Below are 21,686 nucleotides of genomic sequence, written 5' to 3'. Positions count from 1 at the left end.
ATACGGGACGGGACTCGCCTCACGAGTCCGTGACTGCCATTTTCGGATCACCACTGATGGGCCAAGCTGGGTCTTCCGTCGTTCTCTCGATTGCCGCTCAGCACATCTTTGATGGTGCCGACATGCGCGGGCCGGGGTTGGTCAGGATCTCGCAGGGGCGGATTGAAAGCGTCACCGAGGAGGCGCGCGCCTCGATCCAACTTCCCCGAGATGCGATCCTTGCACCCGGATTCGTCGACGTTCAGGTGAACGGAGGCGGGGGCGTTCTTCTCAACGACCAGCCAACGGTGGCCGGCGTTCGACGCATCGTCGAGGCGCACCGCAAGGCGGGGACCACGGGCTGCTTGCCAACCCTCATCACCGATCGAAGCGAGGTCATCGAACGATTGGCTGTAGCAGCTCAGGCGTGCCTCGAAATTCCCGGCGTGCTCGGCTTTCATTTGGAAGGTCCGGCCCTCAACAGGTCTCGCAAGGGCATTCATCCGGAAGCCGAGATACGCGTGCCCGATCGGCGCGACCTCGCCGCCATCAAAAGTTTCGGGCACCGCGGCCGCTCCATTGTGACCTTGGCCCCGGAATGCGTGCCCGCGTCCATGATCGATGAATTGATCGGCGCCGGATTGCGCATCGCGGCCGGCCACAGCGACGCCACCGCAGACGAAATCGGGCAGGCGGTCGATCGCGGTGTCTCGGGGGTGACCCATCTGTTCAATGCCATGTCGCAGCTGAACGCCCGAGAACCGGGCTTGGTGGGCGCCGCGCTGGGGGATGACCGGTTGTTTGCAGGGATCGTTTGCGACGGCATCCACGTTGACCGCACCGGTTTGCGTGTCGCCTTCCGCTGCAAGGGACGCGATCGATTGATGCTGGTCACCGATGCCATGCCTTTGGTGGACACGAACGACCGGCAATTCATGCTCCAGGGAAGGCAAATCACGTTGCACGAGAATCGGCTGACTGGCCGGGATGGCACGCTCGCGGGTGCTCACCTCACCATGATCGAGGCGGTGCGCAACGCTGTTGGGCTGCTCGGAATCTCCCTTGTCGATGCCCTCATCATGGCCTCTCGGACGCCCGCAGCATTTCTGGGCCTTGAGTCCGAGCTCGGACGGATCGCGCCCGGATACCGCGCGGATCTTGTCGCCTTCAATCCGAACTTTGAGGTCGTCGGCACATGGATAGGCGGAGTCGGTTCGATGGGCGAGGCGAGTAAGGCTTCCGAGCGAGGTTAGATGCGCAACCATCCCATCATCGTGCAGAAATATGGTGGTGTCTGCCTTGAAACGCCGGCGAAGATTCGCGCGGTTGCGCGCAGTCTCGGCAACTTGCACGGCCGCGGTCGTCGTGTCGTGGCGATCGTCTCCGCATGGGCACGACCACCGACCAGTTGATCCAGATGGCTCATCAGGTCAGCCCGATTCCCAACCGCCGCGAGCTCGATATGCTACTGACGACTGGTGAGCGCATCAGCATGTCCCTGATGAGCATGGCACTTTTCGATCTCCGCGTGCCTGCGATCAGCTTCACCGGCAGCCAGGCCGGCGTGATGACCGACGACAGTTCACGAGGTGAGACCATGGCCGCCGCGTCAAAGCTAGCACTTGATTTCCTGCTGCGACGGGCGACAATGACGTCGCGCCAGCTTCTGGTACCGAACTTCACATAAGACGGGGCAAACCCGCACGGCTACGGCTATACCGTCGCTGCGCGGGAGGGATCGTTATGACGGTAGGGTTCAAGCGCTGGCTGCAGCGCCGACCTGATCCAGGCCGCCGGTCGTATCGCCGTTACGATTGGGAGCGGTGCAATCGCGCTGCTGCACCGCGAAGAACCCGCCCTGGTTGGCGGCGAACTCGCCACCACGGCGGGGCAAGTGGACACCACCCAATGATCATCGAGCCAATGCATTGCGCAGGCACCAACGCGCGCAAGCGTTGAACCACGGAGACGCAATAGACTGAAAGGGACTCCAAGCCGGCGGCAAGACTGGCCGTAGAGCATCAACTCGGACACATCGAGGGAGGGATGCATGACGACAGTAACCCGACGTAACGTCCTCAAGGGCGGTACCGCGCTTGCGGGCGGCATGGCCGGCATCCTGGCGGTTGGTAGGGCGCCCGCCTATGCGCAAGCCACCACGGTGCACTGGCTACGCTGGACTGACTTCGTTCCGGCGTCAGATCAGCTGCTGCGCAACGAAATCGCCAAGGAGTGCGAGAAAGCGCTCGGCATAAAGCTCAATATCGAGACCATCAACGCCAACGACATCCAGGCCCGGGTAACCTCGGCGATCCAGTCCGGGTCCGGCCCCGACGTCGTCTGCGTCCTCAACAATTGGGGGCAACTTTACGGCGAAAGCGTCGTAGACGTCAGCGACATCGCGGAAGCACTCGGCAAGAGCCAGGGCGGCTTCTACGAAACATCCCGCGCTGTCGCCAATGACGGCAAGAAATGGATTGCCGTACCGTGGTGCATCGTCGGCCTGCAGATCGCGTACCGAAAGTCCTGGTTTGCCGAGATCGGCTACACGGACGGAAAATTCCCCCAGACGTGGGAGGAGTATCGCGAGGCCGGCAAGAAGCTGAAGGCAAAGGGACGGCCAATCGGCCAAACGCTGGGTCACACCTTCGGCGATGCGCCCGCCTTCGCCTACCCCTACCTGTGGTCCTGGGGCGGCAAGGAGGTCGAGGCAGACGGCAAGACGGTTGTGCTGAATAGCCCCGCAACGGTCGAGGCGGTTAAATTCATGGTGGCCTTCTGGAAGGACGCCCACGATGAAGGTGGGCTCGCCTGGGACGATTCCAACAACAACCGCGCTTTTCTGTCCGGGACATGCAGCGCCACGCTCAATGGCGCCTCGATCTACATCGAGACCCTGCGCAAGCCGGATACCTACAAGACGGAGGCCGGCGGGCCGCTGAAGGACGACATCCTGCATGCCGCGCTGCCCAAGGGCCCCGGCGGGCAATTCAGCTATCACGTCCCGTTCTCGAATCTCCTGATGGGTTATTCGAAGAACCAGGATGCGGCGAAGAAATTCCTTGGCTGGATTCACTCCAAGGACGTCTACGACAAATGGTTCGTCTCCCAGAAGGGCTTCTCGGTCGGCCCGACCACGGATTGGGAAAAGCACAAGCTGTGGGGCGACGACCCGATCATGCTGCCCTACAAGCAAGCCGCGCGCACGGGGCGGTTCGCTGGCTACGAGGGACCCTCTACGCGCAGGGCGGCCGAAGTCGTGACCAAGTACGTCATCGTTGATATGTACGCAAAGGCTGTCCAAGGCATGCCCCCCGAGGATGCCGTGAAATGGGCAGAGGCTGAGCTCAAGAAGGTCTACGTCTGAGGATAAGCCGCCCCCCTCCCATTTTTCGAGGGGCGGCGGAATCTTCCGGCCGACGAGGATCGAACATGGCGATAAGCGCGGTTTCCGACACCACGCTCCGCGAGGCGCCGCCTCCCCGGCGACAGCGTTTGCTCGAGGACGAGCGCTGGCTGGCGTTCGTGCTGCTAGTGCCGACCATCGTACTGCTCGGCATGTTTATCGCCTATCCCTTCATGCGAGGGATATTGCTGTCGGTCACCAGCTCGCGCGTCGGTATTCCCGGCGACTTCGTCGGCCTCGCCAACTTCTACAAGATCTTCAATGACGGGATCTTTCGCACCGCCGTCTACAATACCTTCCTCTATACGGGCGTGACCACCGTCTTCAAGCTGGCGCTAGGGCTGTGGCTGGCCATGCTGCTCAACCGTAATTTCCGCGGCAAGGCTTTTATGCGTGCTTTCATCCTGCTGCCGTTCATTATTCCGACCGTGCTCTCGACTTTCGCCTGGAAGTGGATGTTCGACCCGACGTTCAGCGTTCTCAATTGGCTCCTCTACCATTTCGGCTTGATCACCGGTCGGATCAATTGGCTGGGCGATCCGGACCTTGCCATGATCTCGATTATCATTGTCAACATCTGGCGCGGGGTGCCGTTCTTCGCCATCAGCCTGCTCGCCGGCCTGCAGACCATCAGTCCCGAACTCAACGAGGCCGCCGCCATCGACGGCGCCAAGCCGTGGCAGCGGTTCTGGCACATCACCTGGCCGCTGCTGTTGCCCGTGACCATGGTCGTGATGCTGTTCTCGGTGATTCAGACGTTCGCCGACTTCCAGATTGTCTATGTGATGACGGGCGGCGGGCCGGCCAACGCAACGCACCTGTTCGCCACCTACGCCTATCAGATCGGCGTCGGCACAGGCCTCCTGAGCGAGGGCGCCGCGATCTCGCTCGCGATGTTTCCGGTCCTGTTTCTGATCGTCGTCCTCCAGCTTCTCTACATCCGCCGCGTGGAGGTCCGCTGAGCCATGATCGAAGGCGCAAGGTGGCGAAAGTGGGTGTTCTTTTACGTGCCCATGGCGCTGTTCCTGCTTTTCCTGTTGTTCCCGTTCTACTGGATGGTGATCACGTCGGTGCGGCCGGACGGCGAGCTTTACCGGCCTTGGAATTCGAGCAACTACAATCCGTTCTGGACCTGGAAACCGACCTGGGACCATGTCAGGTACCTGTTCGAGGAGACGTTGTTCGCATCGTGGCTGTGGAACACGACGTTCATCGCGCTCGCATCAACCGCCATCTCGCTCGTGTGCGGTGTGTTCGCCGGCTATGCTCTGTCGCGGCTGAACTTTCCATTTGCCGGCAGCCTGGGCACCGCCATCTTCATTACCTATCTGGTGCCTCAGACGCTGCTGTTCATTCCGCTGGCAGAGATCATACGCAACTATCGGCTGGGTGACACGCCGTGGTCACTGATCCTGACCTATCCGACCTTCCTGATTCCATTCTGCACCTGGATCATGATGGGCTACTTCAAGGCGGTACCGAAGGAGCTCGAGGAATGCGCGCGCATTGACGGCGCCTCGCGCTGGCAAGCGATGCTCTACATCGTCATCCCGGTGGCGGTCCCGGGCATCCTCTCGGCCGGCATCTTCGCTTTCACGCTATCGTGGAATGAGTTTATCTACGCGCTCGTCTTCCTGTCCTCGCCTGAGCAGAAGACCGTGCCGGTCGGCGTCACGTCGGAGCTGATCCGCGGCGATGTATTCTATTGGGGGCCGCTGATGGCTGGGGCCCTGCTTGGATCGATACCGGTTGCTATCGCCTATTCGTTCTTCGTCGAGCACTACGTCGCGGGATTGACCGGATCAGTGAAGGGCTGACAGCACCGCGGATCGCAAGGGTTCGAAAGCGCGCATAGCGACAGCGCATAATCCGCTGGAGGCAGGTGGAAGCGAATGGGCCAGGTCGTGCTCAAGGGGATCAACAAGTTTTTTGACAGCGTGCACGCTGTCAAAGACGTCAATCTGCAGATCCGCGACAAGGAGTTCATGGTGTTCGTTGGACCCTCCGGCTGCGGCAAGACGACGACGCTCAGGATGATCGCCGGGCTCGAAGCGATCAGCTCCGGCGACATTTCCATCGACGGCAACGTGGTCAATGAATTGGCACCCATGGACCGTGACATCGCCATGGTGTTCCAGAATTACGCTCTGTACCCGCACATGACCGTGTACGACAACATGGCGTTCGGCCTGAAGATGCGAAAATTCGAAAAACCCGAGATTGACAAGCGCGTGCTGGAGGCGGCTGAGATCCTCGGCATCGGCGAATTGCTACAGCGCAGGCCACGCCAGCTCTCGGGCGGCCAGCGCCAGCGCGTGGCGTTGGGCCGTGCTATCGTGCGCCACCCCCGCGTGTTCTTGTTCGACGAGCCGCTGTCGAACCTCGATGCCAAGCTGCGGGTGCAGATGCGCGTTGAGCTGAAGAAGCTGCATCTGCGTCTCGGCACCACAGCCATTTACGTTACCCACGATCAGGTCGAAGCCATGACGCTGGGTGACCGGGTTGTCGTCATGAAGGACGGCGTGGTCCAGCAGGTGGGGGAGCCGCTCGAGCTGTACAATCAGCCCGCCAACAAGTTCGTCGCCGGCTTCATCGGCTCCCCGGCCATGAATTTCGCCGCCGTTACGGTGACCGAGGCGAACGGATCGCTGATTGCCGAGAACTCCGGCCTGCGCATCAGGCTACCGGACGAGACCGCGCAGCGGCTGCGCGGCCATATTGGACGCGAGCTCATGCTCGGCGTGCGGCCGGAGGACCTGACCGTGGCGGGTAGCGCTGATCTCGGCCACCCATGCTTCGATGCTGTGATTGAAGTGGTCGAGCAACTCGGCTCGGAAATCCTGCTCGATATGAAGGTCGGCGAGAGTATCATGGTGGCGAGCGTCGAGCCGACCGCAAGGGTGAGGGTGGGCGACAAGCTGCGCGTTGCCATGCGGCCTTCCAGGCTTCATGTTTTCGATGCGCAGACGGAGGCGGCCATCTAGGCAGTTGGCCAACGCCACTGGCGAAGGGAATTCGATCAGAACTGGTGACCTCCCTGTCACTAGCTCCGATGACGCCCGGAGAGCGGCCTGACCATTCCGCGCCCTTTTTGCTGCGTGCTTGAGGATCAAGTCAGCGATGTCGGCTCAGCGAGACAAGGCGGACATTGTGCCGGCGAGTGCGGAGGCCCGGAAATAGCATGGGGCTCGCAATCCGCGAGCCCCGTTGCGCATTCGGCGATTTCAGGCCTTGTGATGGACAGTCTGCAGGCCGTAGACCGGCGTCGGGATGCTCTCGTAGCGCGCCTTCAACTGCAGGGAAAGGAATTGCGAGTAATGTCGCGACTGATGCAGATTGCCGCCGTGGAACCATAAGCCTTCCTGCTGCGTCGGCTTCCACATGTTGCGCTGCTCACCCTCCCATGGGCCGGGGTCCTTTGTCGTATTCGAGCCGAGGCCCCAGACCTTGCCGACTTTGTCGGCCATTTCCCGACTAACGAGATCGGCGACAAATCCGTTCATCGAGCTGTAGCCGGTGGCATAGACGATCACGTCCGCTGGCAATTCCTTGCCGTTGTCGAGCCTGACGCCGTTGGGCGTGATTTCCTCGACCTGTCCAGCGAACAGTTTGATTTTGCCGTCAATGATAAGTTGTGAGGCGCCGACGTCGATGTAATAGCCCGAGCCGCGGCGCAGATATTTCATGAATAGCCCGGAATCGTCGTCACCGAAGTCGAGCCTGAACCCGGCCTTCTCCAGCCCGGCATAGAAAGCGGCGTCATCCTGGCGGATCTTGTCGTAGACCGGCTTCTGAAACTGATTCAATATCCGGTAGGGCAGTGAAGCGAAGATCAGATCGGCCTTTGCCGTCGTCGTTCCGCCGCGGACGGCGCGTTCGGAATAAAGATCGGCGATACTCTCCATCAGCGAATCCGAGCGCACAATGTGGGTCGTTGAGCGCTGCACCATCGTTACGTCGACGCCGGCCTCGTATAGCGCAGCGCAGATGTCATGGGCCGAATTGTTCGAGCCGATCACCACTACCTTCTTGCCTTTGTAGCCGCCGGAGCCGGGATGGCGTGAGGAATGGTGTTGCTCGCCCTTGAACGTTTCCATGCCTTTGATTTTCGGCATATTCGGCTTGGCCGACATGCCGGTCGCGAACACAAGCTGCTTGGGCCGCAGAGTAATCTCCTTGCCATCGCGTTCGACGATGACGGTCCATTCCTTTTTGGTATCGTCCCAACTGGCGCGTTTGGCCGTGGTGTTCGACCAGTAGTTCAGCTCCATGACCTTGGTGTACATTTCCAGCCAATCGCCGATTTTGTCCTTGGGCGAGAACACAGGCCAGTTCTTGGGGAAATCGATGTAGGGCAAGTGATCGTACCAGACGGGGTCGTGCAGGCAGAGCGACTTGTAGCGGTTGCGCCAGGAATCGCCGGCGCGTGCGTTCTTTTCGACGATGATCGTCGGCACACCGAGCTGGCGCAGCCGCGCCCCGAGCGCAATGCCGCCCTGTCCGCCGCCGATGACAAGCACGTCAGGCTGGGTCTTGAAGCCGAGTTGCTCGACTTCCTCGTCGCGCAGTTCCTTCCAGGTCTTGGCGCCGGGATTGACGCCGTGCCTGGCGCCGAGCGGTCGGCTGAAGCCAGCCTTTTCCTCATGGGCCTTCAGTTCGGCCATGGTCGTCAAGAGCGTCCAGATCTGACCATTCTGCAGGCGGATGAGTCCATATCCGCGCGCGACCTCGGTCTCAAACGTGATCCAAGATTCGGTCACGCCGCCGGCCTCGGTTGGCGTTTCACCCTCGGCGATTTTCCAGTTGCGCGGCTTCACATGCGTGAGGCAATGCGCGAGCATGTCGCGGACCTGATCGCGGCCTTCCATGGTCTTGATGTTCCAGGTGAAGGCAACGAGGTCGCGCCAGTAGCATTCCGGAGCGAACATTCCAACGGCGGCGTCGAGATCGCCCGCCGCAAGCGCAGCTTCAAACTCGTCGAGGAAACCCTGGACGCGCGCACTAAGCGTGGTGTCGAGCATCACTTCCTCCCGGATGTTGTTTGCAATTTTTCTACACAGGCAGCGTAACCTTACCCCAACCATCGCGGGAATCCAGACTCGCGCGGCAGGGTTCCCGGTCGGCTTCAGCGCCTCTCAGCGCTCGCCTGCAACAACGCCGCTTTGCCTACCGACGATGGGGTAGACTAAGAGCTATGTTTGCTGCGGTGCATGCGTCCGAAATTGGCCCGAAGGCGAAGATCGGGACGGCAAGATCCATGTCGAGGAAACCTATTTCCACTGCGGCAAGGCGCTGATGCGCTCGAAGCTGTGGAATCCGGCCGCGCAGGTCGAGCGCAACAGCTTTCCGACGCTCGGCCGGATCATCGCCGAGCAGACTGCCGCCATCGAGGTTGCGGAGGCCGAGAAGACGATGGAAGAAGCCTACCGTACGAGGCTCTACTAGGAACGGCCAATCTCGGATCCTGATGGCTACGCGACGCTATCTGGTTTGACCGACGAACGAAGGGCGTCTCGGTACCAGTCTCCTATCTCGCTCGCCGTCATCAAAGCTACGCCGTCATGTCCGATGACATAGTCGAACAACTCCTCGAGATATTTGATCCGATGGGGCACGCCGGTGATGTAGGGATGGATCGAGATCGCCATCACGCGCGCATTGTCGGCGCCTTCGAGATAAAGCCGATCGAACTGATCGATCCCGCGCTTCAGGAACTGATCGGACGGCAGTTGCTGCAGAGCGTGGACGACAATGTCGTTGGTTTCGACGGTGTAGGGGATCGTCGTGATGGTGCCGTGAGGCGTTGCGATGTCTTGTGGAAGGTCGTCGATGACCCAGTCGGCGACATATTCGATGCCGTTGAGGCGCAACAGATCGAGCGTTTCCTCGGTTTCCGTCAGGCCAGGGCTCTCCCATGAGCGTGGCGCGCGGCCCGTGAATTTGGAGATCGTGTCGACCGAGCGTTTGATCGCGTCGGCCTGATCGGGAATCCGGTGCATGGGGCCTTGCGTAAATCCGTGGCCCATGAACTCGAATCCGGCCTCGCGCGCGGCGGAAGCGATGCGGGGATAGGCGTTGCATACGTCGGCGTTCGCAGCCAGCGTCACCGGAATGTTGCGGTCGGTCAGCGCCTTGAATTGCCGCCAGAAGCCGGCGCGCATCCCGTATTCGTGCCATGACCAGTTCGGCACGTCGGGCAGCAGCGGCTGTCCCATCGGCGGGCTCAGCACGACGCGCGGCATCGCGTTCTCGATGCGCCATTCCTCGACATTGAGGATCACCCACACCGCAAGGCGTTTGCCGTCCGGCAATTGCAGCTTCGGCCGGTCGACAAGGGCCTGATAGGGAATGCGGTCGCTGAGGGCCATGACGAGCCTCCTGTCGTGATGAAGAGCTGAAACTATTGTGAGCCGGCAGAGACGCGCGGTATCACCTGCTCGGCCATCAGGATCATCGAACGGCGCCCGAGCTCGCGGTCCTTCCAGTCCTTGCCGGCATAGAGCAGGGTGCCGAACTGGCCGACCTCCTCCTGGAGCGCCAGGATTTGGTCGGCTACGCTGTCGGGCGTGCCATAGATGGTGAGCTTGTCGCAGACGGATTCGAGCGTGACCTCGTCGTCAGGCTGGTCGCGCCGTGTCTTGAACAGCTCGATGCGGCCGTTGCGCTTCAGCTTGGTGAAGAGCGAGCGGTAATAGTAGACGTAAGGGCTGTCCGGATCGGTGGCGTAGGCCTTGGCGGTCGCCATGTCCTTGGCGACGAACACGCTCTTGGCCACGCGCCAATTGGCAAAGTCAACGGTCCTGCGGACGCGTTCGCAGCCCTCGACATATTTCGGCCAGTGGCTCTTCACCCACATCGGCATCAGAAAATTGGCCGAGATCGGATCCCAGCCGCGCGCGGCGGCCTCGGTGACGCCCTTCGAGAACGGCGCGACAGCGGTGACGACGATCGGCGGGTGCGGCCGCTGCAAGGGACGGGCGATGAAGCCCTGGCCGATATCGGCCATCAGCGTCTTGTGCGTCGTGATGTTCCAGAACTTGCCTTCGATGTTGTATGGCGGCTCGCTCGCCCAGATTTGCAGGACCTGGTTGATCGCTTCGAGGAACATCGCGTTCCGGTCGCGTTCGAGCGTGCCGAACAGCTCCGCATCCGAGAGCAGGCCGCCCGGGCTGATGCCGAAGATCAGCCGTCCGTCGAGCATGTGATCCAGCATCGCGATCGTGGCGGCGACGGTGGCCGGGTGCACGTTCGGCATGTTGACGGTGCCGGTGCCGAGCTTGATCTGTTTGGTCGCCGCGGCAATCCAGGCAAGGAATGCGATGCAGGAGGTGATGTTCTCGGCCCGGTCGGTGACGTGCTCGCCGACATAGGCTTCGGAGAAGCCCAGCTCGTCGGCCAGCAAGAACGCTTCGCGATCCTCCCGCAGCGACTGTCGCCAGTCCTTGTCCAGCGGATGGATAGGCATCGTGAAGAAGCCCAGTTTCATGGCCGGTCCCTCGTATGTTCGTCGGCTGGATCGCCGATCTCTGTCATGAACGCCGCGTGTTGCCCGGTGCGCTCAGGCTTGCGTTCCCATCAGCTTGTCCATGGTGGTTCGTAAATGCCTGCGCATCGCCTCCATCGCCCTGATGCGATCGCGCTGCTCGATTGCATCGATCAGGGCATCATGTTCGGCAAAGGACGAATAGTCGTCCGGCGGCCGCGTCGGTCGCGTATCGAGCCATCGCCACACGACGGCGCGCCGGACGTCGTCGACGGTGCGATGAATCTCTGACAGCAAGGGATTTGCGGTCGCCTCGGCAATCAGCCGGTGCAGCCGCCCGTCCAGGGTCTCATAGTCTTTCCACGTCTCGGCCTCGCGCATCTGCCGCGCCAGCACGCGCATGCCCTCGATCTGCTTGAAGGTGGCGTTGACCGCAGCCAGGCTCGCAAGCTCGGGCTCGAGCACGAGACGCGCTTCCATTGCGTTGCGCGGGCTGGTGCTGTCGCGAAGGCCGTCGAGATTGGCGACGCCGGTTTCCGCTGGCGCGCGAATGAAGGTGCCGCGGCCGACCTCGCGCGAGAGGCGGCCGTCCAGCTCGAGTCGCGCGAGCGCCTTGCGGATCTCGTTGCGCGAAACGCCGAACTGCGCAGCGAGTTGCCGCTCCGGTGGAAGCCGCGTGCCGGGACCCCCCTCAGTCAATCGAGCCAACAAGTCGAGCACTGGTCAAATCCTCGTCGCAACCAATATCAACCAATCCGTATTCAATGGCATCTTCATTCATAAATGCAAGACCAAAACATCAGAGCCGATAATTTGGCGTTGACAGAAAGATATTTCGGCGCGAGGCTGCAACCAATCAAAAGGCCAATGGTAAAATTGGTCAACCAATAGGTGAGGATCGTTGCAATGGTCGAGGCCGCTGGCGTTCACACGTCAACCGACATGCCCATTCCCGACACGATGAAGGCCTGGGTGTTGGGAGATCCCAATCAGCTCCGCCTAATCGAGAAGCCGGTGCCGATGCCGAAGCGGGCCGAGGTGCTCGTTCGCATCGATGCGGTCGCGATCTGCGCCACCGACCTGGAGATTATCGAGCACGGAACGCCGGCGCTGGTCCAGGGTGGTCCGCCCTTCAACAAGAATTTCACGCCCGGGCACGAATACATGGGCACGGTGGCGGCGCTCGGGCCCGGTGTGGATGAATACAGGATCGGGGAGCGCGTCACCGTCGAGATCCATGCCGGCTGCGGCCAGTGCAAGCGGTGCCGGCAGGGCATGTACACATCCTGCCACAACTACGGCCTGAACTACGGCGATGTCGACAAAGGCCACCGCGCGAACGGCTTCACGACGGATGGCGGCTTTGCGGAATATGCCGTCAACCACATCAACACGCTTTCACGCGTGCCTGGCGACATGAGCGACGAGGAGGCCACGCTGGTCGTGACGGCCGGCACCTCCATGTACGGCCTCACCGAACTCGGCGGCCTCGTCGCGGGTGAAAGCGTCGTCGTGACCGGGCCAGGGCCGATCGGACTTCTCGCGGTGGCCGTCGCCAAGGCGCTCGGCGCCAGTCCCGTGATCCTCTCGGGTACCCGCGATGCCCGGCTTGCGATCGGCACCAAGCTCGGGGCCGACCGCGTCGTCAATGTGCGCAATGAGGATCTGGTCGCGGTCGTCAAGGAGATGACGGACCGCGGCGCCGATTACGTGGTCGAATGTGCCGGTACCGATACGGCCATCAACGAAGCGGCGAAGATGGTCAATCGCGGCGGCAAGATCTGTCTCGCGGCATTTCCGCACGAGCCGGTGCTGGCCGATATCGGCGCGCTGGTGAAGAACAACATCTACGTCTACGGCATTCGCGGCGAAGGCAAGAGCGCGACGCATCGCGCCATGGCGCTGATGGCGGCCAAGCGCTTCGACGCCACGCTGATCCACACTCACACGTTTCCGCTCGCGGACCTGCCGATGGCGCTGCACTACGCACGCAATCGCATCGACGATGCCATCAAGGTCGTCGTCAAGACTCGTGGGGCGGTCACCCAGACCAAGAAGGAAGTGGCGTGATGAGCAAGGCGAAGAAGGGAGTCTACGCAGCGGCGATCACGCCGATCGGCGCGGACGGCGAGCCTGATCTCAAGGGGCTCGTCAGCTATTGCCGCGGGCTGATCGCGGCGGGCTGCGACGGCGTGGCTCCGCTCGGCACCACCGGGGAGGCGGCCGCGCTTCCGTTCCAGTTTCGCCAGCGCGTGCCCGACGCGCTTGCCGCTTCAGGCATTGCGCCGGATGCGGTCATCCTCGGTGCCGGTTCGCCGTCGCTCGGCGATGCCGTCGCCATCGGCAAGGCGTCGCTGGCCGCAGGATACTCCAACCTGCTTGTCCTGCCGCCGTACTACACCAAGGAACCTTCGGACGAGGGACTCTACGATTATTATTCCCGCATCATCGATGCGCTCGGCGACAATAGGCTGCACCTCTACCTCTATCACATCCCCCAGGTGACGATGGTACCGATCTCGCACGCGCTGGTGGCGCGGTTGCGTGACAAGTTCGGCGGCATCATCGCTGGCATCAAGGATTCTTCGGGCAATTTCGACTCCGCCAAGTCCTATGTCGGCGCGGAGGATTTCGACGTCTTTCCGAGCACCGAGTCCGTTCTTTCGGAGGGCCTTGCCGCAGGTTGCGCGGGGGTGATCTCCGGATCGACCAACATTTCCGCGGCGCTCGCCAGGGACGTGCTGCGCGCAAGCGGGGCCGAGCGCGCGGCATTGCAGGCGAAGCTGACCGATTTCCGCCAGACCATCCAGAAATTTCCACTGATCCCGGCCGTGAAGCAGGTGCATGCCTGGCGCACTGGCGATCCCGGATGGCTGCGCATGCTACCGCCGCTGCGGGGCCTGTCGGCGGAGCAGACCGCTCAGCTCAGGCGGGAGATGGAACGACTCGGTCAGATCGGAGACGCGCGCGACGCCGCCTGACCGGCTGTCGAAGCACGCCCGCCTTACGCACGAAAATCAGGGCCGCGACAGCGGCAATTATGGGAAGGAAAGCCTCATGGCAGACTCGAATCCACGCGCACATTGGCCTATCGAGCTGCAGCGCGAGTACGAAGAAGGGCGAGATAGCGGCTGCGTCGGCAGCATCCTGGTGTCGGAGACGGACCGCGTGCGGGTGTGGCATCTGTCGATTGCACCGGGCAAGCGTTGCGGCTTCCATCGCCACGTGCTGACATATTTCTGGACGGCGCATAACCCAGGCAAGGCGCGCGGCTATTTCGAGGACGGCCGCATCGTCGATGTCGAGCACTACAAGGGCGAGACCAAGCACCTCGCCTTCGGTGCCGGCGAGTACATGGTGCACGCGGTCGAGAACATCGGGACCACGGATCTGCTGTTCACCACAGTCGAGTTCCTCGATAGCGCCAACACGGCTTTGGTCGTGCCGGACAGCGTGCGGCTGAAGCCGCCGCATAGCGCCGACATCAAGATGGCATCGTAGCGCGGCAGGATCGGAACACGGGAAGTCTCGTATGGGTACCAAAGCCAAGGCAATTCGCATGGCCGCGCAGGGCGGGCCGGACGTCCTTAAGCTGGAGACGGTCGAACTTGCCGCGCCCGGCAACGGCGAAGTGCTGATGCGGCAGACCGCGATCGGGCTGAACTTCATCGACGTCTATTTCCGCGACGGCTCGTATGCGCTGGATCTTCCGGCCGGTGTCGGCGCGGAGGCGGCGGGCGTAGTCGAGGCGGTCGGCGCGGGCGTGACCGAGTTCAAGGTCGGCGACCGCGTCGCCTACGGCGGCTCGGCGCCGGGCGCCTATGCGAGCCATCGGCTGATGCCGGCGGCACGGCTCGTACCCATTCCGCAATCCGTGAGCGACGAGGCCGCCGCCGCCGTGTTGATGAAGGGCATGACGGCGGAATATCTCTTGAACCGTTGCGTCGCGGTCAAGCCCGGGCAGCAGGTGCTGTTCTATGCCGCCTCCGGCGGCGTCGGCCTGATTGCCGGTCAATGGGGCAAGCACCTCGGTGCGCGCATGATCGGCGTGACCAGCGGCGACAAGGCAGCGCTGGCGCTCTCGCACGGCTATGACGTGGTGATCGATCGCAAGACCGAGAGGATTCCCGACCGGGTGAAGGCGTTGACGGACGGCAAGGGTGTCGCAGTCGCGTTCGATTCCGTCGGCAAGGACAGTTTCGAGGCCACGCTGGCCTCGCTCGCCCCGCGCGGGTTCTTCGTCACCTTCGGCGCCACCACCGGCGCGCCGCCACCGCTCGAGGCGGCGTTGCTCCAGAAGAACGGATCTTTGTATTATACCCGGCCGACGCTTGCGACCTACATCGCCGCCCGCGACGATCTGGTAGCATCGGCGGCCGCCGTGTTCGATCTGGTCGGCAAGGGCATCATCAAGCCGATGATCGGACACCGTTACGCGCTCGCCGAGGCGGCCGCAGCCCACCGCGATCTGGAAGCTGGAACCACGCGCGGATCGTCGTTGCTGATACCCTGATTTGATCGATGGGGGCGGACGCGTCCGCCTCCATGCCACCGCCGAAACGAGAACAATAGCGCCGATTGCGTGCGCAAAGAGGAGGAGGCCGGCAGCGGATGGGACAGTTCGCAGGATTATTGCTCGATTCCATCGTGTCCGGCATTCTCGTCGGGGGCTTTTACGCCGCCATGGCGGTCGGCATCTCGATCGCCTTCGGCATGCTCGGCATCAGCAACATTGCTCATCCGGCCCTCATTCTGCTCGGTTCGTTCATTGCCTATGTGCTCAATTCCCAGTTCGGCCTGGATCCGATCCTGATCGGCGTGCTGGCGACCGTTCCGTTCTACTTTCTCGGCACGCTGCTTTACAGCGCTTACGAGTTCGCCTTCGAGCGGCGCGGAACGCAGCTCATCCGCGGCCTTGCCTTCTTCTTCGGCCTTCTGTTCATCACCGAGGTTGGCCTTCAGCTCATCTTCGGCGTCGACTATCGCCTGGTCGAAGCGCCCTATATCGGACCGTCCTACAATATCGGACCGGTCTCGCTGCCGGTCCGGATGCTGATCCCGTTCCTGGCTTCGGTGCTGCTCCTGGTTGGCCTGCAGATCTTCTTCGCACGCACCTTCACCGGACGCGCCATCATGGCGGTGGCGCAGGACAAGTTTGCGCTTCAGCTCATGGGGGCAGCGCCCGTTCGCGTCAAGCGGATTGCCTTCGGCCTCTCGACGGCCACCGCCGCCATGGCCGGGGCCTTCCTCATCATCCTCCAGCCGGTCGAGCCCTCGATGGGGCGCGACTATATCGGCAGGATTTTCGCGATCTGCGTGCTCGGCGGCATCGGCTCGCTGCCCGGGACCTTCATCGCCGCCGTGATCGTCGGCGTGGCCGAGAGCATCACGGCAACCTTCTACGGTCCGTCCTGGTCGCCTGCCATCGCATTCGGCTTCCTGCTCATCGCCCTGGTGGTCAGGCCGGCCGGCCTGTTCGGGAGAGCCTGATGTCGAACGGACGCTTCATCGCCCTGGCTTGTCTCGTCGGCGCAGCGTTGGTCGGGGCCAGCATGTTTGTGACCAACGAATATTATGTGTTCGCGGCCTACTTCGTGCTGCAATATGTTGTGCTCGCCACCGCCTGGAATATCCTCGGCGGGTATGTCGGCTACGTCAATTTCGGTACGACGGCATTCCTGGCCATTGGGCTCTACAGCGCTGCGGCGCTGAACAAATGGCTCGATCTCCCCATTCCCGTGCTCATTCCCATCGCAGGTTTGTTGTGCGGGGCCGTCGGTCTCGCGATGGGTTATCTGACGATCCGCCTGCGGGGCGTCTACTTCACCATCGCGACGCTGGCGCTGTCGGTCGTCGTGCAGACCTTCATCACCAACTGGGAATATGTCGGCGGCTCGCGTGGCCTCTATGTCATGCGGCCGAGCGAGATTCCCGTGTTCGGAAGCTACGTCGCCTATCTCTTCTTCCTGATGACGGTACTTGCGGTTGCTGCGGTCGTCACGGCACGCGTGATCGAACGCTCGACTTTCGGCTTTGGTCTTGCGGCCATTCGCGACGATGAGACCGCGGCCGCCGCGTCCGGCGTTCCGGTGCTGCGGCTCAAGCTGATCGCCGCGGCCGTCAGCGGCACCTTCATGGGAATGGCCGGTGCACCGCTGCCATTCTATCTGACCTATGTAGAGCCGACCTCGTCGTTCAGCCTCGCCTATACCGTGAACAGCGTTGCGATGCCGCTGGTGGGAGGTACCACGAGCTGGCTCGGGCCGGTGATCGGCGCGGTTCTGCTCGGCACCATGCAACAGGCCATGACGGTGCTGATCTCGTCGTCGGTTAATCTGCTCGTGGTCGGCGTCTTGCTCGTGATTTTCGTGATCGCCGCGCCGAACGGCATATTGGGATTGATCCGTTCCATGGGCGGCAAGAAGGCGGATCCCGAGGCCAATCCGCTCGCCGCGATGCTGGTGGCCGAGAAGCGGAGCAGCCAATGATGACCTATGCAACGGCGGTGGCGGCTGACGAACTGATTTTGGATGCGCGAGGCATCACCAAGCGCTTTGGCGGGTTCGTTGCACTCAACAAGGTCGATCTCGCCGTGCGCCCCGGGGAGCGGCTCGGGCTGATCGGCCCGAACGGCTCAGGCAAGAGCACGCTTACAAACTGCCTGTGCGGCGCGCTGAAGACCGACGGCGGCTCGATCTCGTTCGCGGGCAGGGCAATCGACAATCTGTCGTCGTATCAGCGCGCACGGCTCGGGCTTGGACGCAGCTTCCAGCTGCCGCGACCGTTTCACAGCCTGTCCCTGCTGGACAATCTGCGGATCCCGCTGGTCTACGCCGTCAATGCACGCGGTGGCACGCATCTGACCGAGCAGCAGATTCGCAGCCGCAGTTCGGACCTGCTCGGCGAGTTCGGCCTCGGCGCCAAGCTCCATCGCCTGCCAGGCGACCTCACCCAGGTCGAGATGCGCAAGCTGGAGCTGGCGCGCGCCATGGCGACCGATCCGACGTTGCTGGTGTCCGATGAAGCGCTGGCAGGCCTGTCGCACTCCGAGGTGGACGAGATCCTGGCGCTGCTGCTCGCGCTCAACAAGCGCGGCGTCGCCGTGATCTTCATCGAGCACATTATGCGTGCGGTGATGGCGTTTTCTGAGCGGCTCGCGGTGCTTGTTGCCGGCGAGAAGATCGCCGACGGCGCGCCGAAAGAGGTGATTGCGGACGAACGGGTGATAGGGGCGTATCTTGGCCAGTAGCATTCGCATCGACAACATCTATGCCGGCTACGGTTCGGTCCGAGTCCTCCACAACGTGTCGATGAACGTCGCCCCGCGCGAGACGGTCACGCTGCTCGGTACCAACGGCAACGGCAAGAGCACGCTGATCAAGACCATCATGGGCGTGGTCCGGCCGAGTTCGGGGCGCATCGTCGCGACCATCGACGGCAAGGATCATGATCTCATCGGCAAGGAGACCGAGGAGATCATCGACCTCGGCGTGGCGCTGGTTCCGGAGGGACGGCGACTGTTTCCGCGCCTGACGGTCGAGGAAAACCTCCTGCTGGGCGCCTACCGTCCCACGGCCCGGGCACGGCTGAAGGACAACATGGCCTATTGCTACGAGGCATTTCCCCGGCTTGCCGAGCGCCGCTCGCAGCTCGCTGGCACGATGAGCGGCGGCGAGCAGCAGATGCTGGCGCTCGGACGGGCGTTGATGTCGGCGCCGAGTATCCTGATCGTCGACGAGCCTTCGGTCGGGCTCGCACCGCTGTTCGTCAGCCGCACCATCGACATGATCGCACAGCTCAAGGAGCGTTATCATCTGACAGTGCTGATGGCGGAACAGAATTTCACGCAGGCGATGCGGATTGCCGACAAGGGCTATGTGATCGTCCACGGGGAAATCGCGTTCCGAGGCGAGAGTGCGGAGGAAATGCAGCAAAGCGATCTCATACGACAGCATTACCTCGGAATGTAGAACTCGAAATAATAAAGCAAGGGAGGAATACGTGAGGATGTTTCGGCTGAATGGCTTGAGGGGCGTCACACTGGCGCTGTCGACAATGGTCGCCGCACTCTATGCGACGAACGACGCGGCGCGTGCGGCGGATCCGATCAAGATCGGCTTCGGCATGCAATTGACGGGACCGCTCGCCGGCAACGGTAAGGCGGCGTTGCTCGGTGCGCAGATCTGGGCTGAGGAGGTCAACAAGGCCGGGGGTCTGCTCGGCCGGCAGGTCGAGCTCGTGGCCTATGACGACCAGAGCAATCCCGGCCTGGTGCCCGGCATCTATTCGAAGCTGCTGGACGTCGACAAGGTCGATCTCCTGCTCTCGAACAACACTAACCAGACCGCGCCGGCGATGCCGACGATCATCCAGCACAAAAGGCTGATCATGGGGATGTTCGCGCTCGCGATCAACGAGCAGTTCAAATATCCGGGCTACTTCCAGATCCAGCCCTATGGGCCGAACGGAAAGGACTCTCTGACCCGTGGTTTCTTCGAGAACGCGATCGCGATGAACCCGAAGCCGACTACGGTGGCACTGGTCGGAGCGGACGCCGAATTCTCCAAGAACGCGCTTGAAGGCGCCCGCATGCAGGCCAAGCGCCTCGGGCTCACCGTTGTGTACGACAAGGTCTATCCGCCGACGACCGTCAATTTCACACCGGTGCTGAAGGCGTTGCAGGCGACGTCGCCCGACCTGGTGTTCGTGGCGTCCTACCCGTCCGATACTGTTGGTATCATCCGGACCGCGCACGAGATCAATCTCGAGCCGAAGGTGTTTGGTGGCGCCATGGTCGGCACCCAATATGCCGCGATCAAGCAGCAGCTCGGCGAGGCCCTGAACGGCATCGTCAGCTTCGAGCAGTACATTCCCGAGCCGACCGTCAAATTCCCGGGCATCGAGGAGATGCTGAAGAAGTACCAGGCGAAGGCGGCGGATGTCGGCGTCGACGCGCTGGGTTACTACGTGCCCGCGTTCGTCTACTCGGCGCTCCAGGTGCTGGGAGAAGCCGTGACCAAGACCGGCGGCGTCGATCAGCAGAAGCTGATCAGCTACATCCACGAGAACACGTTCCAGACCGTGGTGGGCGACATCAAGTTCGGACCCGACGGCGAGTGGGTCGAGCCCCGCATGTTCGCGGTGCAGTTCCGCAATATCAAGGGTAACGATGTTCAGCAGTTCACCCAGCCCGGCAAGGAAGTCATTATCTTCCCGCCGAAGTACAAGTCCGGCGACCTTGTCTATCCTTTCACGAACGCGCAGAAGAACGCGCAGAACTGATGCCGCATGCCCTGCCGGAGCGCCGCACGCACGCGCCGCTCCGGGCCTAATCCAGAAGAAGAAACGAAAACCATGACTGAAACGATCGGCATGCTCGGCATCGGGATCATGGGCTCCGCCATGGCGCGGAACCTGATCAAGGCGGGTTTTGCCGTGATCGGATACGATCCCGCGCCGGCGGCGCGGGATCGTCTTGTCGCAATGGGCGGCAGGGCCGCGCTGTCGCCGAAGGATGTGGCGGAGGCTGCCGCAATCAGTTTCGCGTCGCTGCCGAGCGCGGCTGCGCTCGCCGAAGCAATCGACGGACCCACGGGTGTCGCAGGCGCGAGCCGCTCGGGGCAGATATTGATCGAGTGTTCGACGCTCGCCTTGTCCGCAAAGCGCGCAGCGCTTGCCGCGATGGATAATGCGGGAAAGACACTGCTCGATTGCCCGGTGAGTGGCACCGGCGCGCAGGCGGCGACGGCCGATCTCGTGATCCTTGGAAGCGGCGACGAGCACGCCTTCACGCGCTGCGGACCGGCCCTTGCCGCGATGTCGCGGCGGCAGGTCTATCTTGGCCGTTTCGGTGCAGGCAGCATCATGAAATACATCGCCAATCACCTCGTCACGATCCACAACGCCGCGGCTGCCGAAGCCATGTTGCTCGGCATGAAGGCAGGAATTGATCCGGGCCTGGTCTACGAGACGCTGGCCGACAGCGCCGCGACGTCGCGCATGTTCCAGATGCGCGGGCCGCTGATGCGTGACGACAACTACGACACGCCAACGGCGACGATTCGCACCCACCTCAAGGATCTGTCGATCATCTCGGGTTTTGCGGCGGAGTTGGGATGCGCGCTGCCGGTCTACGCCGCCGCTGAACAGTTGTACCGGGCCGGCGACGGACTGGGCTTTGCCTTACGCGACACAGCGTCGATCTGCGCCGTTCTGGAGCGCATGAATGGCTTCGTGCGTCCTGCCGGGAGAAAGCCCTGACTGTTTCTCTCGACCTAAACACAGAAAAGGATGGATTATGACTGCCTATTGGTGCTCACGCGTTCACGTCACGGATGCCGATACTTATGCGAAGTATGCCGCGCTTGCCGGTCCCGCGATCGAGAAGCACGGCGGGGTGTTTCTCGCCCGAGGCGGCAACCAGGTCATTTTCGAGGGCGGCAATTACGAGCGAAGCGTTGTGGTACGCTTTCCGAGCCTGGAGGCCGCTGTCGAATGCTACAACTCCCCTGAATATAGTGAGGCACGGAGATACACGATTGGGACTTCAGAACGCCATATGGTCGCAGTCGAAGGCATCGAGAAGTGATTGTACTCAATCAGCGGATCCCAGGTTCGAGCCTTGGTGCGCCCCCAATCCTTGGAAGGATCTATCCGGATCGCCGGCACGTGTGGGCGACAACCCGGATTGAGCGCTTATCTCGCCGGATATCCGCCTTTGCCCTAGGCGGAACATTGGATGAGATATCGTATATTGGGGTGATGTGGGGAAGCAGGTAGCGTTCTTCTGCTATCAAATTGAATCTATTTGAATTTCGG

Annotated in this window: 23 protein-coding genes; 18 read left to right on the top strand and 5 right to left on the bottom strand. The window is 62.1% G+C overall.

What is annotated here, in order from left to right; all coding sequences use genetic code 11:
- The first annotated feature begins 56 nt into the window (after positions 1–56).
- Both nagA and JQ627_RS39440 read left to right on the top strand, forming a co-directional pair.
- Positions 57–1,232: an N-acetylglucosamine-6-phosphate deacetylase gene (gene nagA / locus JQ627_RS36770; RefSeq protein WP_212489217.1), complete on the top strand. Its 1,176-nt coding sequence runs from the start codon at positions 57–59 to the stop codon at positions 1,230–1,232.
- 134 nt (positions 1,233–1,366) lie between these two features.
- Positions 1,367–1,666, top strand: coding sequence for a hypothetical protein (locus tag JQ627_RS39440; protein ID WP_249143696.1), 300 nt, complete (start codon positions 1,367–1,369; stop codon positions 1,664–1,666).
- A gap of 69 nt (positions 1,667–1,735) precedes the next feature.
- On the opposite strand, the gene JQ627_RS36760 is transcribed toward JQ627_RS39440, so the two are convergent.
- Entirely contained in the window at positions 1,736–1,873 is a 138-nt protein-coding gene (locus JQ627_RS36760) for a hypothetical protein (RefSeq protein ID WP_212489216.1), read from the bottom strand.
- A 156-nt stretch (positions 1,874–2,029) separates the two neighbouring features.
- On the opposite strand from JQ627_RS36760, the gene JQ627_RS36755 reads away from it, so the two are divergent.
- From JQ627_RS36755 to JQ627_RS36740, 4 genes are all read left to right on the top strand, one after another.
- Complete coding sequence (locus JQ627_RS36755; RefSeq protein ID WP_212489215.1) at positions 2,030–3,346, top strand: ABC transporter substrate-binding protein; 1,317 nt, start codon at positions 2,030–2,032, stop codon at positions 3,344–3,346.
- A gap of 65 nt (positions 3,347–3,411) precedes the next feature.
- Positions 3,412–4,347: a carbohydrate ABC transporter permease gene (locus tag JQ627_RS36750; RefSeq protein ID WP_212489214.1), complete on the top strand. Its 936-nt coding sequence runs from the start codon at positions 3,412–3,414 to the stop codon at positions 4,345–4,347.
- 3 nt (positions 4,348–4,350) lie between these two features.
- A complete protein-coding gene (locus JQ627_RS36745; protein ID WP_212489213.1) occupies positions 4,351–5,202 on the top strand; it encodes a carbohydrate ABC transporter permease in 852 nt (283 codons plus the stop codon).
- A 75-nt stretch (positions 5,203–5,277) separates the two neighbouring features.
- The gene (locus JQ627_RS36740) at positions 5,278–6,369 is read left to right on the top strand and encodes an ABC transporter ATP-binding protein (protein WP_212489212.1); all 1,092 of its coding nucleotides are present in this window, start codon (positions 5,278–5,280) and stop codon (positions 6,367–6,369) included.
- A 240-nt stretch (positions 6,370–6,609) separates the two neighbouring features.
- On the opposite strand, the gene JQ627_RS36735 is transcribed toward JQ627_RS36740, so the two are convergent.
- Positions 6,610–8,406: an NAD(P)/FAD-dependent oxidoreductase gene (locus JQ627_RS36735; RefSeq protein WP_212489211.1), complete on the bottom strand. Its 1,797-nt coding sequence runs from the start codon at positions 8,404–8,406 to the stop codon at positions 6,610–6,612.
- Between the two features lie 274 nt (positions 8,407–8,680).
- Here JQ627_RS36735 and JQ627_RS36730 point away from each other — a divergent pair, with 274 nt between their 5' ends.
- Positions 8,681–8,830, top strand: a complete 150-nt coding sequence (locus JQ627_RS36730) for a hypothetical protein (protein ID WP_249143695.1) — start codon at positions 8,681–8,683, stop codon at positions 8,828–8,830.
- A 26-nt stretch (positions 8,831–8,856) separates the two neighbouring features.
- Here JQ627_RS36730 and JQ627_RS36725 read toward each other — a convergent pair whose 3' ends face one another.
- The 3 genes from JQ627_RS36725 to JQ627_RS36715 all read right to left on the bottom strand — a co-directional run bounded on the left by JQ627_RS36725 (position 8,857) and on the right by JQ627_RS36715 (position 11,588).
- Complete coding sequence (locus tag JQ627_RS36725) at positions 8,857–9,753, bottom strand: polysaccharide deacetylase family protein (protein ID WP_212489210.1); 897 nt, start codon at positions 9,751–9,753, stop codon at positions 8,857–8,859.
- Positions 9,754–9,785: 32 nt separating this feature from the next.
- A complete protein-coding gene (locus JQ627_RS36720) occupies positions 9,786–10,871 on the bottom strand; it encodes an LLM class flavin-dependent oxidoreductase (protein WP_212489209.1) in 1,086 nt (361 codons plus the stop codon).
- Between the two features lie 72 nt (positions 10,872–10,943).
- Positions 10,944–11,588 carry an FCD domain-containing protein gene (locus tag JQ627_RS36715; protein ID WP_212489208.1) on the bottom strand — a complete coding sequence of 215 codons (645 nt, stop codon included), beginning with the start codon at positions 11,586–11,588 and terminating at the stop codon, positions 10,944–10,946.
- 186 nt (positions 11,589–11,774) lie between these two features.
- Between JQ627_RS36715 and JQ627_RS36710 the strand changes: the two genes are divergently transcribed.
- The 11 genes from JQ627_RS36710 to JQ627_RS36660 all read left to right on the top strand — a co-directional run bounded on the left by JQ627_RS36710 (position 11,775) and on the right by JQ627_RS36660 (position 21,456).
- A complete protein-coding gene (locus JQ627_RS36710; RefSeq protein ID WP_212489207.1) occupies positions 11,775–12,938 on the top strand; it encodes a zinc-binding dehydrogenase in 1,164 nt (387 codons plus the stop codon).
- Positions 12,938–13,849, top strand: a complete 912-nt coding sequence (locus JQ627_RS36705; RefSeq protein ID WP_212489206.1) for a dihydrodipicolinate synthase family protein — start codon at positions 12,938–12,940, stop codon at positions 13,847–13,849. Before JQ627_RS36710 ends, JQ627_RS36705 begins: the two co-directional genes overlap by 1 nt.
- 76 nt (positions 13,850–13,925) lie before the next feature.
- On the top strand, positions 13,926–14,369 hold the full coding sequence (locus tag JQ627_RS36700; RefSeq protein ID WP_212489205.1) for a hypothetical protein: 444 nt from the start codon (positions 13,926–13,928) through the stop codon (positions 14,367–14,369).
- 31 nt (positions 14,370–14,400) lie between these two features.
- The gene (locus JQ627_RS36695; RefSeq protein WP_212489204.1) at positions 14,401–15,381 is read left to right on the top strand and encodes a quinone oxidoreductase; all 981 of its coding nucleotides are present in this window, start codon (positions 14,401–14,403) and stop codon (positions 15,379–15,381) included.
- A 98-nt stretch (positions 15,382–15,479) separates the two neighbouring features.
- Positions 15,480–16,358, top strand: coding sequence for a branched-chain amino acid ABC transporter permease (locus tag JQ627_RS36690; protein WP_212489203.1), 879 nt, complete (start codon positions 15,480–15,482; stop codon positions 16,356–16,358).
- The gene (locus JQ627_RS36685; RefSeq protein WP_212489202.1) at positions 16,358–17,356 is read left to right on the top strand and encodes a branched-chain amino acid ABC transporter permease; all 999 of its coding nucleotides are present in this window, start codon (positions 16,358–16,360) and stop codon (positions 17,354–17,356) included. The genes JQ627_RS36690 and JQ627_RS36685 overlap by 1 nt, the downstream gene beginning before the upstream one ends.
- Positions 17,353–18,117, top strand: a complete 765-nt coding sequence (locus JQ627_RS36680; protein ID WP_249143694.1) for an ABC transporter ATP-binding protein — start codon at positions 17,353–17,355, stop codon at positions 18,115–18,117. Before JQ627_RS36685 ends, JQ627_RS36680 begins: the two co-directional genes overlap by 4 nt.
- Entirely contained in the window at positions 18,107–18,838 is a 732-nt protein-coding gene (locus tag JQ627_RS36675) for an ABC transporter ATP-binding protein (protein ID WP_249143693.1), read from the top strand. The genes JQ627_RS36680 and JQ627_RS36675 overlap by 11 nt, the downstream gene beginning before the upstream one ends.
- A gap of 37 nt (positions 18,839–18,875) precedes the next feature.
- The gene (locus JQ627_RS36670) at positions 18,876–20,150 is read left to right on the top strand and encodes an amino acid ABC transporter substrate-binding protein (protein ID WP_212489201.1); all 1,275 of its coding nucleotides are present in this window, start codon (positions 18,876–18,878) and stop codon (positions 20,148–20,150) included.
- A 72-nt stretch (positions 20,151–20,222) separates the two neighbouring features.
- Positions 20,223–21,128, top strand: a complete 906-nt coding sequence (locus JQ627_RS36665; RefSeq protein WP_212489200.1) for an NAD(P)-dependent oxidoreductase — start codon at positions 20,223–20,225, stop codon at positions 21,126–21,128.
- 37 nt (positions 21,129–21,165) lie between these two features.
- Positions 21,166–21,456, top strand: a complete 291-nt coding sequence (locus JQ627_RS36660) for a DUF1330 domain-containing protein (protein WP_249143692.1) — start codon at positions 21,166–21,168, stop codon at positions 21,454–21,456.
- The last annotated feature ends 230 nt before the right edge of the window (positions 21,457–21,686 follow it).

It is taken from the genome of Bradyrhizobium liaoningense, from assembly GCF_018130785.1.
GTDB classification, from domain to species: Bacteria; Pseudomonadota; Alphaproteobacteria; order Rhizobiales; family Xanthobacteraceae; genus Bradyrhizobium; species Bradyrhizobium liaoningense_A.
This window is presented reverse-complemented; position numbering and strand designations above follow the sequence as displayed.

What these genes read in the sequence shown, in the direction of transcription:
- JQ627_RS36755 (WP_212489215.1), top strand. Translation starts at nt 2,030, where the DNA reads ATGACGACAGTAACCCGACGTAACGTCCTCAAGGGCGGTACCGCGCTT.
- JQ627_RS36660 (WP_249143692.1), top strand. Translation starts at nt 21,166, where the DNA reads ATGACTGCCTATTGGTGCTCACGCGTTCACGTCACGGATGCCGATACT.
- JQ627_RS36735 (WP_212489211.1), bottom strand. Translation starts at nt 8,406, where the DNA reads ATGCTCGACACCACGCTTAGTGCGCGCGTCCAGGGTTTCCTCGACGAG.
- JQ627_RS36685 (WP_212489202.1), top strand. Translation starts at nt 16,358, where the DNA reads ATGTCGAACGGACGCTTCATCGCCCTGGCTTGTCTCGTCGGCGCAGCG.
- JQ627_RS36665 (WP_212489200.1), top strand. Translation starts at nt 20,223, where the DNA reads ATGACTGAAACGATCGGCATGCTCGGCATCGGGATCATGGGCTCCGCC.
- JQ627_RS36670 (WP_212489201.1), top strand. Translation starts at nt 18,876, where the DNA reads ATGTTTCGGCTGAATGGCTTGAGGGGCGTCACACTGGCGCTGTCGACA.
- JQ627_RS36700 (WP_212489205.1), top strand. Translation starts at nt 13,926, where the DNA reads ATGGCAGACTCGAATCCACGCGCACATTGGCCTATCGAGCTGCAGCGC.
- JQ627_RS36730 (WP_249143695.1), top strand. Translation starts at nt 8,681, where the DNA reads ATGCGCTCGAAGCTGTGGAATCCGGCCGCGCAGGTCGAGCGCAACAGC.
- JQ627_RS36740 (WP_212489212.1), top strand. Translation starts at nt 5,278, where the DNA reads ATGGGCCAGGTCGTGCTCAAGGGGATCAACAAGTTTTTTGACAGCGTG.
- JQ627_RS36750 (WP_212489214.1), top strand. Translation starts at nt 3,412, where the DNA reads ATGGCGATAAGCGCGGTTTCCGACACCACGCTCCGCGAGGCGCCGCCT.
- JQ627_RS36745 (WP_212489213.1), top strand. Translation starts at nt 4,351, where the DNA reads ATGATCGAAGGCGCAAGGTGGCGAAAGTGGGTGTTCTTTTACGTGCCC.
- JQ627_RS39440 (WP_249143696.1), top strand. Translation starts at nt 1,367, where the DNA reads ATGGGCACGACCACCGACCAGTTGATCCAGATGGCTCATCAGGTCAGC.
- JQ627_RS36695 (WP_212489204.1), top strand. Translation starts at nt 14,401, where the DNA reads ATGGGTACCAAAGCCAAGGCAATTCGCATGGCCGCGCAGGGCGGGCCG.
- JQ627_RS36705 (WP_212489206.1), top strand. Translation starts at nt 12,938, where the DNA reads ATGAGCAAGGCGAAGAAGGGAGTCTACGCAGCGGCGATCACGCCGATC.
- JQ627_RS36720 (WP_212489209.1), bottom strand. Translation starts at nt 10,871, where the DNA reads ATGAAACTGGGCTTCTTCACGATGCCTATCCATCCGCTGGACAAGGAC.
- JQ627_RS36680 (WP_249143694.1), top strand. Translation starts at nt 17,353, where the DNA reads ATGATGACCTATGCAACGGCGGTGGCGGCTGACGAACTGATTTTGGAT.
- JQ627_RS36710 (WP_212489207.1), top strand. Translation starts at nt 11,775, where the DNA reads ATGGTCGAGGCCGCTGGCGTTCACACGTCAACCGACATGCCCATTCCC.
- nagA (WP_212489217.1), top strand. Translation starts at nt 57, where the DNA reads ATGGGCCAAGCTGGGTCTTCCGTCGTTCTCTCGATTGCCGCTCAGCAC.
- JQ627_RS36690 (WP_212489203.1), top strand. Translation starts at nt 15,480, where the DNA reads ATGGGACAGTTCGCAGGATTATTGCTCGATTCCATCGTGTCCGGCATT.
- JQ627_RS36725 (WP_212489210.1), bottom strand. Translation starts at nt 9,753, where the DNA reads ATGGCCCTCAGCGACCGCATTCCCTATCAGGCCCTTGTCGACCGGCCG.